The sequence below is a fragment of the Photobacterium damselae subsp. damselae genome, assembly GCF_038086725.1.
Classification (GTDB): Bacteria; Pseudomonadota; Gammaproteobacteria; order Enterobacterales; family Vibrionaceae; genus Photobacterium; species Photobacterium damselae.
On sequence record NZ_CP146970.1, the window covers coordinates 2,586,304 to 2,600,138 of the forward strand.

Below are 13,835 nucleotides of genomic sequence, written 5' to 3' on the forward strand. Positions count from 1 at the left end.
GCCCTTTGGCTTAACGAAGAAATAACGAGCTTACTTAGCCATCTCTTTTTCAACTAACATAATAAGGATATGGATAATCTTAATATGCACTTCTTGAATGCGGTCTGCATAACCAAAATGAGGAACCCGAATTTCCACATCAGCCAATCCTGCCATTTGACCGCCATCTTTACCCGTTAAAGCAATCACCTTCATATCTTTTGCACGAGCAGCTTCAATGGCTTTAAGAATATTGCCTGAATTGCCAGAAGTAGAGAGACCAAAGAGAACATCGCCTTCACGACCTACAGCTTCAAGATAGCGCGAAAATACGTACTCATAACCGAAGTCATTACTTACACACGATAAATGGCTTGGGTCTGAAATCGCAATACCAGCATAACCTGGGCGATTATCACGATAGCGACCTGTCAGCTCTTCCGCAAAATGCATTGCATCACAGTGAGAGCCACCATTACCGCACGATAAAACTTTACCGCCTTGCTTAAAAGACTCAGCCAGTAATTTTGCGGCCGCTTCAATATCAGCAAGGTTTTTATCATCGCTAAGAAAACGATTAAGAACCTCTGCAGCCTCAGTCAGTTCAGCTCGAATCAAATCCTGATACATAAGTCTTTCTCACTTTATAGTTAATAGATAAAAAACAAGCGGGTATATTACCCGCTTGTTTTTTGATTATCTGTGCAGTTTACATAGAAACTGGAGAAAGTGTCGACTTATCTGCAGAGTTATTTTCATGGCTCAAGGTTAAATGACTACGCAGTGCCTCAGTTGATGAGAACACGCTGACATTTTGAGCATTGAAGATACCTGCATTACGTAATTTCTTCTCAACATGAGGAGCAACACCAAGTAAACACACAGGGAAATCACTTAGACGATCCAATGCAGCTTCAAAAGCATGAATCGCAGTAATATCAATCGTAGTAACATCACTAAAATCTAATACCACGGCACGAGTGTCAATAGTTGAGTGCTCAATTGCAGAGAATGCACGCTCACTGGCCGCAAAAAATAGTGGGCCATTAATATCGTACACCACTACATCGGGGCCAAAATCTAAATGCTCTTGCTTATCTTGAACCACGGTAACCGTAGTCAAACTTGCAATACGCTGAATAAATAGCAGGCCAGCTAACAATAGACCCACAACCACAGCAACCACCATATCAACCACAACAGTCAAAATGAAACAGGTTAATAGAACCGCAACATCACGACGAGGGGCAACTTTTAATGTGTGAACAAAGTGAGGGGCTTCAGACATGTTCCAAGCCACCATAATTAGCAAACCAGCTAGTGCACACATAGGTACATAAGAGAGCACTGGTGCTAACGCAATCATTGCCGCAAGTACAAAGAGTGAGTGTACGATTGCAGAGATTGGAGAGAATGCACCAGCACGAATATTGGTTGCTGTACGTGCAATTGCTGCTGTTGCTGGAATACCACCAAAGAACGGCACGATCATATTCGCCAAACCTTGACCAACTAATTCCGCATTAGGGTTATGCTTAGTACTGGTCATACCGTCAGCAACAACCGCACACAATAATGACTCAATACTGCCTAGCATTGCGATAGTGAAAGCTGCAGGTAATAGCTCAACAATTAACGACCAATTAAGACCATCGTGTTGCCATAATGGTACAAACTGAGGTAACACCTGAGGAATACCATGGCCAACTAAATCGCCAATGTGGTAACTGAATTTCTCACCTAAAAGGCTAACATGCACAGGACCAAACTTATTAATAGCAAGCGCTAACACTGTACCCACAACCAAAGCCACAACGTGTGGTGGAATACGGTTTTTCAACTTAGCCCAACCAATAAAAGTAAAGATAGTTACCAAACCTACCGCAGCATCAGCATAGTTAATAGATGGTAGTGCATCGGCATATGCCATTACTTTTTCTGGAAAATGAATTGGACTGGTTAATACATGTAGTCCTAGTAAATCTTTAAGCTGCAGAAAAGCAATAACAAAACCTACACCCGCGGTAAAACCGGTTGTTACTGGATAAGGTACATATTTTACTAATTGGCCTAAACGAAAGACCCCCATTAGTAACAGAATAATACCCGACATCATGGTCGCAACCATCAAGCCTGTTAAGCCATACTTTTGTGTAATCGGTAATAAGATAACCACAAAAGCCGCCGTTGGCCCAGTAATATTAAAGCGAGAACCACCTAATAATGCAGCTAAAAAGCCCGCAATAATTACGGTATAAAGACCATGCTGAGGAGGAACCCCAACCGCAATAGCCAACGCCATACCAAGAGGGATCGCTACGATACCAACGGTAATACCTGAAATAATATCAGAACGAAATTTTGAGAAGGAATAACCATCCTTCCAGGCTTCAGATAAAGCTTGAAATAACAACACGACAAACTCCTGCACTTTACGTACATACAAAAACAGGAATAGCTGTCATCCCGAATGAGGGATCCGGCGGGCATGTGTCAGTCGGAGATCGGGAAAGGCAACAAATGAATAACGACCATCCACGGCATGATTGCTCAAAAATCCATCAGAGCAATTACGTGAACTATATCACAATGGGGCCCTATGTTAATCACATTTCATAAATTCGCAACAATAAATATGTCTGTGCCTGATCTTGATCAACCATAGAGATTTCAAGGCGTCTCACGCAATTGGTCATTAACCAAGAAATTTCATGCGAGAAAATCATTTTACATTTTATTAAAAAAAGAATTACACTTGTAACAAGTGGTAAGACCTCTTACCTAATAAAAATGTACCCAACTTATTACAATAAAGCATCAAAGCGATAACCAAATAAAAGCGGAAACAATTGCATTGGATGAAAAGCGATTTATTGGTGTGGAGTTGAAACAATAAATCAGGTGTCCAGTTTGGTTATCCCCGACAAGGAGAATCAACATGGTCACGCTCGCGTATTTATTAGGGTGTATCTTGGCTATCGCAATATTGGCTTATCATCGCGTTGGCCTAAAGATATTTACCGCAGCCATTACATTGCTTCTGGTATTAGGGACGGCTTTGTCTATCACTGGAGTAATGAGTTGGATCATTTTTGCTGCTATTGCGCTTCCCCTTAATCTACCGAAAATCCGTAAGCCTTATTTGACAGCCCCTGCTCTGCGCGCTTTTCAAAAAGTCATGCCTGAAATGTCCTCTACAGAAAAAGAAGCCATTGATGCAGGTACCGTGTGGTGGGAAGCCGATCTCTTTCAAGGTCAGCCTGATTGGCGCAAACTCCATGATATCCCAGCTCCAAGTCTCACTATAGAAGAACAAGCCTTTCTTGATGGCCCCGTAAATGAAGTCTGCCGCATGGTAAATGATTACCAAGTCACTCATGAACTTGCCGATCTCCCCCCTGAAGTATGGCAATATTTAAAAGATCATAAGTTCTTCGCCATGATCATTAAAAAGCGCTACGGCGGGCTCGAATTTTCCGCTTATGCTCAATCTCTCGTACTACAAAAACTAACAGGGGTGTCTGCTGTACTCTCTTCCACTGTTGGCGTACCTAACTCTCTTGGCCCAGGCGAACTCCTGCAACACTATGGTACGGAAGAGCAAAAAGATTATTACCTGCCTCGCCTTGCTCAAGGATTGGAAATTCCCTGCTTTGCGCTAACCAGCCCAGAAGCGGGATCCGATGCTGGAGCGATTCCTGATTTTGGCGTGATAAAAACGGGTTTATGGCAAGGAGAAGAAGTGCTGGGTATGGAATTAACTTGGAACAAACGCTACATAACCCTAGCCCCTATCGCCACCGTGCTTGGATTAGCTTTTAAACTTTACGATCCAGATCATCTATTGGGCGATCAAGAAGAGCTTGGGATCACCTGTGCTCTGATCCCAACCGATCTTGATGGTGTGATCATTGGTCGTCGTCATTTCCCTCTAAATGTGCCTTTCCAAAATGGTCCAACTCAAGGCAACAAAGTTTTTGTACCTCTCAGCTTTATCATCGGTGGACAAGAGATGGCAGGACAAGGTTGGCGCATGCTGGTTGAGTGTCTCTCCGTTGGCCGAGGAATTACACTGCCTTCCAACTCAACAGGTGGGTTAAAAACCGCAGCACTTGCTACAGGGGCTTATGCTCGCATTCGTCGTCAGTTCAAAATGCCAATTGGTAAAATGGAAGGAATAGAAGAGCCGCTAGCTCGTATCGTGGGTAATGCATATGTTATAGATGCTGCGAGTGCTTTCACCGTAACTGGTATCGACCTTGGACAAAAACCTGCAGTGATCTCTGCCATTGTGAAATACCATTGTACCCATCGTAGCCAACGTGGTGTTATTGATGCGATGGATATTGTTGGCGGTAAAGGAATCTGCATGGGGCCTAGCAACTTTTTAGCTCGCGGTTATCAAGGAGCACCGATTGCAATTACTGTAGAAGGGGCCAATATTCTTACCCGCTCTATGATTATATTCGGTCAAGGGGCTATTCGCTGTCACCCTTATGTATTAGATGAAATGGCAGCAGCTTATAATCCAGACCAAAAACAAGCACTCGATCAATTTGATCAAGCCTTGTTTAAGCATATTGGTTTTGTGATCACCAATATGACTCGATCTTTCTGGCTTGGCTTAACCGATGGCCGAGGATCGTCTACTCCACACCAAGATCCTACCGCTCGTTATTATCAGCAACTCAATCGTTACAGTGCCAACCTTGCGCTACTGGCTGATATTTCTATGGCAGTCTTAGGCGGCTCACTCAAACGTAAAGAACGTCTTTCTGCTCGCCTTGGTGATGTATTAAGTCAGCTTTATTTAGCCTCTGCGACACTAAAACGCTTTAGTGATGAAGGCCGACAAGTTCATGATCTGCCATTAGTACATTGGGGGATGCAAGATGCGTTATACCAAACAGAACAAGCGTTACTGCAGTTTTTGGCTAACTTTCCAAATGCCATCATTGGAAGCACATTAAAATGGTTAATGTTCCCACTTGGAAGTTGCCGCCACCAGCCAAGTGATACCTTAGATCATCAATTGGCACGCATTGCACAAACCCCATCAGAAACACGCTCTCGCCTCGGTCGAGGACAATATCTTGAAGCGCAGCCAAATAACCCTGTCGGTATGATTGAACAAGCTCTTCAGGATATTCTCGCCGCCGAGCCGATTTACGATAAGCTCTGTCAGCATGTAGGGCATAAGCTTCCTTTTATGCAGTTAGGTAAAATTGCCCAATGGGGATTGGATGAGCAGGTTATTTCAGAACAAGAAGCACAAGTTCTTCGCCAAGCAGAAGAGAGTCGTTTACGAACCATTAATGTCGATGACTTTGAGCCAGAAGAGCTTGCGGCAAAACCAACATCTAAATTGAATATGGGTAATGCCGCTTAAGTCGATATAGCGTAAAAATTAAGGGAAACTAAGGCAGCATTAAATCATCTGATTTGTGCTGCCTCTTCTTTTTCCACCAACGAAGTCCATACCAACCAATCAGTATCACAAGCACCATCACGCTATTACCAACAATCAACCATAACAACGCATCATCTCGTTGTTTTGCTTCAGCCAATTGTTGCTGCTTTATCTTCTCTTGCTGCTGTTTTACTAACTCTTCTTGTTTGAGCTGTTGCAAATCTTTTGTCAGTTGCATTTGAGCGGCAAGGGCAAAACTACGCTCTGGCAGAGAAAATATGAGTTCTCGTTGGTTAAAATTATCCGTTGCGTACAGCCAGCCATACCAACGATAACGCCCAACCTTATCCATTGCAGGAAACGTCAAGTTCAGTTGCTTCTCTTCATCCTGAGTGGTCCCTTGAACTATATATTCTTTACCACTAGGACCTTTTACCGCGATATGCCCAGCAAGAGAACCGGCTTGAAGCTGATCATCTGTTACTTTTGCAACAAATTCACTGTTGTCTTTGACCGTCTCTCCTGCCATAAAGCTGTAAGTTAACGGGGTTGGATATACTAAAACCGTTTGTTCTAACTGACGTAAAAATACCCCATTCTCGGTCGCTATCGTTGCTTGATAACGGCCAGGGGGAATATCCACTTTAAGATTGGCGGTAAAAATACCATCTCCAGCTCGTTCATCTCTTTTCTGACCATCATCGAAGAACTCAGCCAAAACAATTGCGGGAAGAATCTGCCCATCTTTGGGTTTTGAAGTTAGATCGGTAAAACTGATTTTTAATTTAACGTGGGATAAATACGCAGCCAATTGTAGAGGTTCGTTTCCTTGCCAAAGTTGCGCACTAAATTTGAGGGTTTCCCCTTGATATAAACGCTCGGGTAACTGCTGAGCACTGAGGTGAACATCAGATAATACCGTAATGCTATTATGAGGCGAAATCTTGCCTAACGCCTGCCATGGACCAGCCATTGGCTTTTCTATAGAAACGATATCTAAATCAGGCTGCTGATACCAAGTGACATTATTGGGATGACGCCATGCATAGTATTTTTGACCATCAGGACGCACTAAGATGGCCGCTTCACTTGATTTCTGGCGATGAATAATAAAAGAAACCGATTGCACATCTTGATCAATACGAAAGCGATTATCCAGCAAACTCATGCTTGTGCTATCTTGAGCCCAAGAAAATGGGGATATCCATATTAATAACAGCAATAACCGCTTAAGTACGCTCATATTATATTCGCCAAATTACGTCCGCTTTTTTACCAATAAGATCCAATCTATCTTCATGGGCTGCTATTTCATCGGCCGATGCACGAATAACCTTTAGCGCTTTTCGTCCAGAAGTTAAACGACGGATCTCATTTTCTGCCCCAGCAGCACTCGATTCACCAGAACTTAATTGCAACGATGTCTGGCCACCGGTCATCATTAAGTAAACGTCGGCAAGGATCTCGGCATCGAGTAATGCCCCGTGGAGAGTACGGTGTGAGTTATCAATGCCATAACGGGAACACAAAATATCTAAGTTATTGCGTTTACCCGGGAACAGACGTTTCGCCATGTCTAAGGTATCGGTAACCTTACACATCTCGTCAGTCTTAAGATCTTTGAGTCCTAGTTTACGAAACTCATAGTCCATAAAACCGATATCGAAGGGCGCGTTATGAGCAACAAGCTCAGCCCCTTGAATAAAGTCCATAAACTCCTGATGAATCTCAGCATAAGTAGGTTTACCCACTAAGAACTCATCAGTGATACCATGGACTTCAATCGCTTCAGGATCAATGGCACGATCTGGTTTAATATATACGTGGAAGGTGTTTCCCGTTAATTTTCGATTGATGATTTCCACGGCACCAATTTCAATAATCCGGTGCCCCTCATAATGAGGACCGGACATATTCATACCCGTGGTTTCTGTATCGAAAACAATAATTCGTTCGTTAGTGGCTTTCATAGTGGCTAATATGTGAGACAAACAGTTAATTAAAGGTTAATACTACCAAATATGATGAAACAGGTAGAAATTTTCACCGATGGTTCTTGCTTAGGGAATCCAGGTCCAGGTGGCTATGGCGCGGTATTACGCTATAAACAACACGAAAAAGAACTCAGCGCAGGCTTCTATCGTACCACGAATAACCGGATGGAGTTATTGGCAGCTATCGAAGGTTTGGCAAGTTTAAAACAATCTTGTCAGGTGGATCTTACCACCGATAGCCAATATGTTCGTCAGGGTATTACCCAATGGATCCATAATTGGAAAAAACGGGGCTGGAAAACCGCAGATAAAAAGCCTGTTAAAAATGCCGACTTATGGAAGCGCTTAGATACAGAAACCCAACGCCATCAAGTAAGTTGGCATTGGGTTAAAGGGCACGCTGGACACCCTGAAAATGAGCGCTGTGATGAGTTAGCACGCACCGCTGCCGAAGCACCCACTCAAGATGATATTGGTTATCAAGAATAGCTAGCTTGATGCTTTTTTAGAATCAGATGAAAGTGACGATTGAGGTAATAATTCATTCGTCATTTCTTTTACTTGGGTTCGACAATTCACCCCAATTGGTGCCAAGTGACGACGTAATTTCCAGGTCGGTTTAATCGGCTTCAATGGACATGTCCGCTTTCGGGCTACCATAAAATAAAAACTACTGAACGCATTTAATGGTTCAGCAATCATATTTTCAAGCCATGCAGCACACGCACTATGTCGAGCAGAAGGCAAGATAGCAAAATCATCATGATAGATGACTTCATAATTGAGCAAAGCCAACCAATCTTGCACCCTCGAGGGTAAAAACATCCGTCCTAACCATGGGTTCTTCTTTCGATTCCATGGTAATAAACCTTGAAAGCCAAGCAAACTTAATGGGTTACTACCACTTAAGATTAAATAACCATCATCGACCATCACTCTGTCAATTTCTCGTAATAATCGATGTGGATCGGTGCAATAGTCTAGCTGATGCAGCAAAATACAGGCATCAAACGACTTTTCAATAAATGGCAACTGGAAATAGTCAGCCACGAGCGTTCGATAATCACTGCATTTATCAATACATACTTGATGTTGAATGCTACAATGCTGGCTAGAAACTTCACCACTTAAGCCACCCAGCTTTAACATATGATAACCAAAAAGCTTGGGACTCCACTCATCAAGTCGAGTCTGAAGCAATTCAGCTACCCATGTCCCATTGGTCACATCAGACCAAGAATGTGGTGGCTCGATATGTTCTAATGTACGTGCTGGTTTCATAAGTCAATGCTCAACACCTAACCTAGGCTGGAGACAACAATATGCTAACGGTTCAAAGCATACCCGCATTTAAGGACAATTACATCTGGCTACTTCAAAGTCCAGAGAAACATTGCATCGTTATTGATCCAGGGGATGCCAAACCTGTTATCGAGGCTATCGAAAAACAACAACTCACTTTAGATGCCATCCTAATCACTCATCACCATAATGATCATTGTGGCGGTATTAGCGAGCTAAAACGTCGTTATCCATCAATTAATGTTGTCGGCCCTCAAAACGATCCCATTCCTGGCCTCACCCAATCGGTTGAAGATGGCGATCAGGTCGATATCTTTGGTGAACGTTTTATGGTGTTAGCGGTACCAGGTCATACTCATGGCCATGTCGCTTATGTTGGTGACGAAAAACTGTTTTGTGGTGATACATTATTTTCTGCAGGTTGTGGACGTATATTTGAAGGCACACCAGAAGAGATGTACGCCTCTTTACAAAAAATTGCTGCTCTGCCCGATGAAACCGAAATTTATTGTGCCCACGAATATACCGCAGGCAACATCGCTTTTGCCTTAGTTGCAGAACAAGATAATCCTCATCTTCAACGTTACCGAGAAGAAGTTAATCGCTTACGTGCTAATGGCGAAAGCACCCTTCCATCTACGCTGGGTAAAGAGAAATTGGTTAATCCATTTTTACGATGTGATCAGCCAAGTATTAAAAAAGCGGTGGCAGATAAAGCAACAGATAGCTCAGATCTTGCAACTTTTACCGCTCTAAGAAGCTGGAAAGACGATTTTTGACCTAGGTCACTTGTAACAACTGTGGTTGGGCAAGTATTATCAGCAGCTATTTTGGCTAAAGACAGACCTTATGAAATCGCGAATTTTATTAGCGAGTGCGCTATTACTGGCTGGTTGCCAAAGCACGCAACAAGTTAATGCCCCAAGCACAACGACAAAAAAGACCATAATTATTGAGAAGCCGGTAGCAACAGTACCGACTTCTCCTTCTTCAGTACTTGAAACACAACCACATCAAGTGCCAAAGCAAACAAAATCTCAGCTATCACCACAACAACAGCAAGATTTGTGGGATCGCATTGCAATGCAAATCGACACTCCTATCCCAGAGAATAAACGCATTCGTTACTACCGTAATTGGTACTTAAAGCATCCTCGTAACTTACAAATTATTGCAGAGCGTTCTAAGCCTTTCTTGTATTACATCACACAAGAAGTCGAAAAACGCAATATGCCATTGGAACTTGCGCTTCTTCCTATTGTTGAAAGTTCGTTTGACCAATACGCTTATTCATCAAGTGCCGCAGCAGGGCTATGGCAGATTATTCCCGATACAGGTCGCCGCTTTGGGTTAACCATTAACTCATGGTATGACGGGCGTCGTGATATCGTAAAATCAACTCAAGCGGCTCTAAACTTATTAGAGTATCTTCATAACAAGTTTGGTAACTGGCAATACGCTCTTGCAGCTTACAATACAGGTGAAGGCCGGGTATTTAATGCCATAGACAAAAATAAGCGCCTAGGTAAATCGACCGATTATTGGAATCTTGACCTACCAGATGAAACCAGTGCTTATGTACCAAAACTGTATGCAGTTGTAGATATCCTTCGCGATCCACAAAAGTACGGTATTCGTATTCCTGCGGTAGCCAATAAACCTGTACTGCAAGAGATCAATCCTGGTGTTCAAATGGATCTGGCCGTAGCTGCACGTTTTGCTGGAATTTCAACGCAGGAACTCAAAGATCTCAACCCGGCATATCATAAGTGGGCAACAGCGCCGAATGGTCCATATCACCTATTATTGCCAATCAATAAAGTGAAAAGCTTTAAGGTTGCATTAGCCAATAATAAACGTGAAAACTTACGCACTGTTCGCCATACAGTTCGAAGCGGAGATACTCTTGGCGCCCTTGCAGTTAAATACAACACCACGGTTAAAGACATTCAGCGGGCTAACAACTTAAAATCGACTCAATTGCGCATTGGACAGCACCTCTCTATCGGCGTTAAAGGTGCCAGTTTAGTCTCTAAGCCCAAGGTTTCGCCTTCTCATATATCTTCACAAACTCATACCGTGAAATCTGGTGAGTCACTGTGGAATATTGCGAAGAAATACAATACAAATGTAGCGAACTTGCGCCGTTGGAATAACTTAAGCGCAAATTCAACACTGCGTATCGGTCAGAAATTAACGGTAAAACACTCTGTATCTAACACCTCTACGAAACAGAGCAGTGTGCGTTGGACACAATACAAAGTGCGTTCTGGGGACAGTTTAAGTGTTATTGCTCAGCGCCACGATGTCAGCGTTTCAGAACTTATGAAATGGAATAACATCAGTAAACGCCACTACATTAAACCTGGACAGACGTTAAAGTTACGTACAAAAGCTTAAGGGAAAAGTATCACCATGACGCCATCTAAAAATCCATTAATTGCTGTATTGGATTTATTTCGCTCTCCTATCGACTGTTTTGCTGCAGTTTATGAGCGACCTAAATGGGCATTTTTTGCTTATTTGATCATTATTTTTGGCCCATTTATTTTATGGGGCGGCTATTTTGACCATGTTGATATGCCATGGCTACAACAATCGCTGGCAGCCCAACTCAGTAATGTTGACCATGAAATTCAACAAGCTTGGATGACAAAAGAAGTTTTATTAGCAGGAGAAGTGTTTAGTGATGTGCTAGGCCGAACCGCGATGATTTTTTTGTTAGCGTTATGGTTGTACTTTTCAACAAAAGCAAGCACCTACTCACATGGATACGGTAAGTGGTTAGCAGCATCATGTTTTATCATGCTGCCAGCATTTTTAGGTGATATCGCAAGTTATGTGAATATTCTATTCAATACTCACAATATCCTACCAAATGCTGCAGATCTAAACAGTTTAAATGGTTTACTTAAGTTACCACTAAACAGCCCATGGTCACCATTTGCCACCACAATACCACTCTTAACCCCTTGGTACATTGCACTCACCTATGCTGCAATCACCGCTTGGACCGACTATGACCGAGCCAAAGCAGTGATTGTAGCGCTGTTACCTTGGGTTATGACCATTATTATTTGGCCAATTATGATTTTAGTTAGCCGTTAATGTGTTGTTGCAGCGCTTCTTAGGCGAAACGTTGCAATAATTGGATTATGATCAGAGGCATCAGTTTTGGGTGCCTCTGCTGTTTCTAAAACAAGCCCACGATAGAATAGGTGGTCTAACGGTTTACCAAAAACTTTAATTCTCTGATCTTGTCTAAATTGGACTTCTTTTAGCCCTAATTGATGAGCAAATTGCTTTACCACATCCATTCGGCCTTTACGCCAAGTATTAAAGTCACCCGCCAAAATAACAGGCCCAACATGCTTTTGTAAGGCCGAAGCTAAGCTTTTAAACTGCGCCTTATACTCTTCTAGCCCCATTGCAAAGTTAACCCCGTGTAGGTTCACTACGGCAAGAGTCTGACCATTAGACAGCGCAAATTGTGACAATAATGCAGATTTAGGCAAACGTAGCCAAGGTTCCATTGCCAGATAAGCACAAGTCTTCATTGCCTCAACTTTAGACAAGTTCATAACGCCTGCTGGTGTATCTAAAAATCGGAAAGCGTTAGCCATTCGAACTTTCCATGGCTTGTCTTGTAGATACTGTTTTAACTCAGGCTTTAATGTTGCTTCTTGTAATAGCACCAATTCACTATGTTGAGAAATATTATCCAGTGCTTGCTGCCAGTTTGGTCGCTGCTGCTTATAAATATTCCATACTGACACGGTCAATTGCCCATCATGATCCAGAGGCTGAACACCATGAGCTTCCATACAGTGGTAAGAAAACTTAGGAGCGATGATTTCGTTGGTCACTTCAGGTTCTGGAGCTACATCAAAAGTGGAATTAAATGCGGTAAAGCCCAGAGCACCAGCAACCACGCTGATCCCTGCAACAACCTTTGCATAACGAGCCATATATTATTTATACCCTTAAACAAAAACAGCCCATTCTTAGAATCGGCTGTCCATAACACTTCATACTATTCCACAGTTTGAAACAGTATCTCATTCCCAGTTTTAAATTTTAAACTCTGGTACTTATCAATTAATAATGTTCACCATTATCGTAATAAGCGGCAGGCGTTAGGGCTGTAAATATAACCGCTACGTCTTGCTCTGGCGCGTCCATGGCTTTACGTACTGCTGCTGTGATTACTTTAGCTACGCTATCTTGGATCTCTTGACCTCGATGAAACCAAAACACCTCAACAAATGGATAAGCTTCAGAAACGTCTCCATCAAAGATAAAAGAAGCTGGAATATGCTCTAGAGTAAAGTCTTCGCGAGGGCAGTCCATTAATGGTTGCAACTCATCAACAAGCTCAGTAGAAAGCGCTTTTACTGTATCAAAGTCAATGGCGCGAAAACGAAGGTGAGGCATATTAACTCCTATAATTTCTGAATATTTAACCTAACTACCATACCACTGTTCCCTGTTTAGGTGCAGTATTTTATTCATCAATTGTCAGAAATGATTCAGTATTTACATACCATCACCATCAAAATAGAGGTAAAAAGGGCATCGATAAAAACTAAAAGAGAAAGTGATAAGCAATTACCAAACTAGAGCAAATTTGATAAGTAAGAGTCAGTTACGAAAAGAAAGTTAAGATTAAACAGCACATCTGCAGTAATCATTATCTGCATAATGCTATTTTTAATGACAAGTATTAAGATGATTTTTACACCTATAGCAAAAAGGCCCATATCTTTCGATATGAGCCTTTTTAAAGATGGCAGGGGTGGAGAGATTCGAACTCCCAACACGCGGATTTGGAATCCGCTGCTCTGCCAATTGGAGCTACACCCCTGTTGTTCGTATTTAATGAGACGACTCTCAAATAAGTGGCGGAGCGGACGGGACTCGAACCCGCGACCCCCGGCGTGACAGGCCGGTATTCTAACCAACTGAACTACCGCTCCACTCAAACTACCGTATGTTCAGTACGATAGTTTAAATTGGGCGCTTGGCGATGTCCTACTCTCACATGGGGAGACCCCACACTACCATCGGCGCTGCTGCGTTTCACTTCTGAGTTCGGCATGGATTCAGGTGGGACCACAGCGCTAAGGTCGCCAAGCAAATTCTTTTTCGTT

General features: G+C 42.7%; 12 protein-coding genes, 2 tRNA genes and 1 rRNA gene. 5 read left to right on the forward strand and 10 right to left on the reverse strand.

Going from position 1 to position 13,835, the window contains the following annotated elements:
- Nucleotides 1–30: 30 nt before the first annotated feature.
- Both lpcA and dauA read right to left on the reverse strand, forming a co-directional pair.
- A complete protein-coding gene (gene lpcA, locus WAX86_RS11645) occupies nt 31–609 on the reverse strand; it encodes a D-sedoheptulose 7-phosphate isomerase (RefSeq protein WP_005298003.1) in 579 nt (192 codons plus the stop codon).
- 79 nt (nt 610–688) lie between these two features.
- Entirely contained in the window at nt 689–2,395 is a 1,707-nt protein-coding gene (gene dauA / locus WAX86_RS11650) for a C4-dicarboxylic acid transporter DauA (protein ID WP_376788104.1), read from the reverse strand.
- A 522-nt stretch (nt 2,396–2,917) separates the two neighbouring features.
- On the opposite strand from dauA, the gene fadE reads away from it, so the two are divergent.
- Nucleotides 2,918–5,368 carry an acyl-CoA dehydrogenase FadE gene (fadE, locus tag WAX86_RS11655; protein WP_341488841.1) on the forward strand — a complete coding sequence of 817 codons (2,451 nt, stop codon included), beginning with the start codon at nt 2,918–2,920 and terminating at the stop codon, nt 5,366–5,368.
- Between the two features lie 28 nt (nt 5,369–5,396).
- On the opposite strand, the gene WAX86_RS11660 is transcribed toward fadE, so the two are convergent.
- Together WAX86_RS11660 and dnaQ are read right to left on the reverse strand one after the other, a co-directional pair.
- Nucleotides 5,397–6,632, reverse strand: a complete 1,236-nt coding sequence (locus WAX86_RS11660) for a TIGR03503 family protein (protein ID WP_341488842.1) — start codon at nt 6,630–6,632, stop codon at nt 5,397–5,399.
- Between the two features lies 1 nt (nt 6,633).
- Nucleotides 6,634–7,359 (reverse strand): DNA polymerase III subunit epsilon, encoded by a 726-nt coding sequence (dnaQ, locus tag WAX86_RS11665; protein WP_005297995.1) that lies wholly within the window; start codon nt 7,357–7,359, stop codon nt 6,634–6,636.
- 51 nt (nt 7,360–7,410) lie between these two features.
- On the opposite strand from dnaQ, the gene rnhA reads away from it, so the two are divergent.
- Nucleotides 7,411–7,872 (forward strand): ribonuclease HI, encoded by a 462-nt coding sequence (gene rnhA, locus WAX86_RS11670; RefSeq protein WP_044174711.1) that lies wholly within the window; start codon nt 7,411–7,413, stop codon nt 7,870–7,872.
- On the opposite strand, the gene WAX86_RS11675 is transcribed toward rnhA, so the two are convergent.
- Nucleotides 7,873–8,664 carry a methyltransferase domain-containing protein gene (locus tag WAX86_RS11675; RefSeq protein WP_341488843.1) on the reverse strand — a complete coding sequence of 264 codons (792 nt, stop codon included), beginning with the start codon at nt 8,662–8,664 and terminating at the stop codon, nt 7,873–7,875.
- Between the two features lie 41 nt (nt 8,665–8,705).
- Between WAX86_RS11675 and gloB the strand changes: the two genes are divergently transcribed.
- The 3 genes from gloB (at nt 8,706) to WAX86_RS11690 (ending at nt 11,793) form a co-directional block, all read left to right on the forward strand.
- Complete coding sequence (gene gloB, locus WAX86_RS11680) at nt 8,706–9,464, forward strand: hydroxyacylglutathione hydrolase (RefSeq protein ID WP_005297992.1); 759 nt, start codon at nt 8,706–8,708, stop codon at nt 9,462–9,464.
- A gap of 70 nt (nt 9,465–9,534) precedes the next feature.
- The gene (locus tag WAX86_RS11685) at nt 9,535–11,085 is read left to right on the forward strand and encodes a LysM peptidoglycan-binding domain-containing protein (protein ID WP_341488844.1); all 1,551 of its coding nucleotides are present in this window, start codon (nt 9,535–9,537) and stop codon (nt 11,083–11,085) included.
- Between the two features lie 15 nt (nt 11,086–11,100).
- Complete coding sequence (locus tag WAX86_RS11690; RefSeq protein WP_005297990.1) at nt 11,101–11,793, forward strand: YIP1 family protein; 693 nt, start codon at nt 11,101–11,103, stop codon at nt 11,791–11,793.
- On the opposite strand, the gene WAX86_RS11695 is transcribed toward WAX86_RS11690, so the two are convergent.
- The 5 genes from WAX86_RS11695 to rrf all read right to left on the reverse strand — a co-directional run bounded on the left by WAX86_RS11695 (nt 11,790) and on the right by rrf (nt 13,819).
- A complete protein-coding gene (locus tag WAX86_RS11695) occupies nt 11,790–12,653 on the reverse strand; it encodes an endonuclease/exonuclease/phosphatase family protein (protein ID WP_065171552.1) in 864 nt (287 codons plus the stop codon). The two genes, WAX86_RS11690 and WAX86_RS11695, sit on opposite strands and share 4 nt — an antisense overlap.
- A 130-nt stretch (nt 12,654–12,783) precedes the next feature.
- Nucleotides 12,784–13,119, reverse strand: coding sequence for a DUF1904 domain-containing protein (locus tag WAX86_RS11700; RefSeq protein WP_188007738.1), 336 nt, complete (start codon nt 13,117–13,119; stop codon nt 12,784–12,786).
- A 353-nt stretch (nt 13,120–13,472) separates the two neighbouring features.
- Nucleotides 13,473–13,549: transfer RNA gene (locus WAX86_RS11705), tRNA-Trp, on the reverse strand.
- Between the two features lie 35 nt (nt 13,550–13,584).
- Nucleotides 13,585–13,661: transfer RNA gene (locus tag WAX86_RS11710), tRNA-Asp, on the reverse strand.
- A gap of 42 nt (nt 13,662–13,703) precedes the next feature.
- A 5S ribosomal RNA gene (rrf, locus tag WAX86_RS11715) occupies nt 13,704–13,819 on the reverse strand.
- Between the last annotated feature and the right edge of the window lie 16 nt (nt 13,820–13,835).

Bases quoted from the DNA above. Each gene is read 5' to 3' on its own strand.
- lpcA (WP_005298003.1), bottom strand. From the start codon at position 609: ATGTATCAGGATTTGATTCGAGCTGAACTGACTGAGGCTGCAGAGGTT.
- fadE (WP_341488841.1), top strand. From the start codon at position 2,918: ATGGTCACGCTCGCGTATTTATTAGGGTGTATCTTGGCTATCGCAATA.
- WAX86_RS11660 (WP_341488842.1), bottom strand. From the start codon at position 6,632: ATGAGCGTACTTAAGCGGTTATTGCTGTTATTAATATGGATATCCCCA.
- dnaQ (WP_005297995.1), bottom strand. From the start codon at position 7,359: ATGAAAGCCACTAACGAACGAATTATTGTTTTCGATACAGAAACCACG.
- rnhA (WP_044174711.1), top strand. From the start codon at position 7,411: ATGATGAAACAGGTAGAAATTTTCACCGATGGTTCTTGCTTAGGGAAT.
- WAX86_RS11675 (WP_341488843.1), bottom strand. From the start codon at position 8,664: ATGAAACCAGCACGTACATTAGAACATATCGAGCCACCACATTCTTGG.
- gloB (WP_005297992.1), top strand. From the start codon at position 8,706: ATGCTAACGGTTCAAAGCATACCCGCATTTAAGGACAATTACATCTGG.
- WAX86_RS11685 (WP_341488844.1), top strand. From the start codon at position 9,535: ATGAAATCGCGAATTTTATTAGCGAGTGCGCTATTACTGGCTGGTTGC.
- WAX86_RS11690 (WP_005297990.1), top strand. From the start codon at position 11,101: ATGACGCCATCTAAAAATCCATTAATTGCTGTATTGGATTTATTTCGC.
- WAX86_RS11695 (WP_065171552.1), bottom strand. From the start codon at position 12,653: ATGGCTCGTTATGCAAAGGTTGTTGCAGGGATCAGCGTGGTTGCTGGT.
- WAX86_RS11700 (WP_188007738.1), bottom strand. From the start codon at position 13,119: ATGCCTCACCTTCGTTTTCGCGCCATTGACTTTGATACAGTAAAAGCG.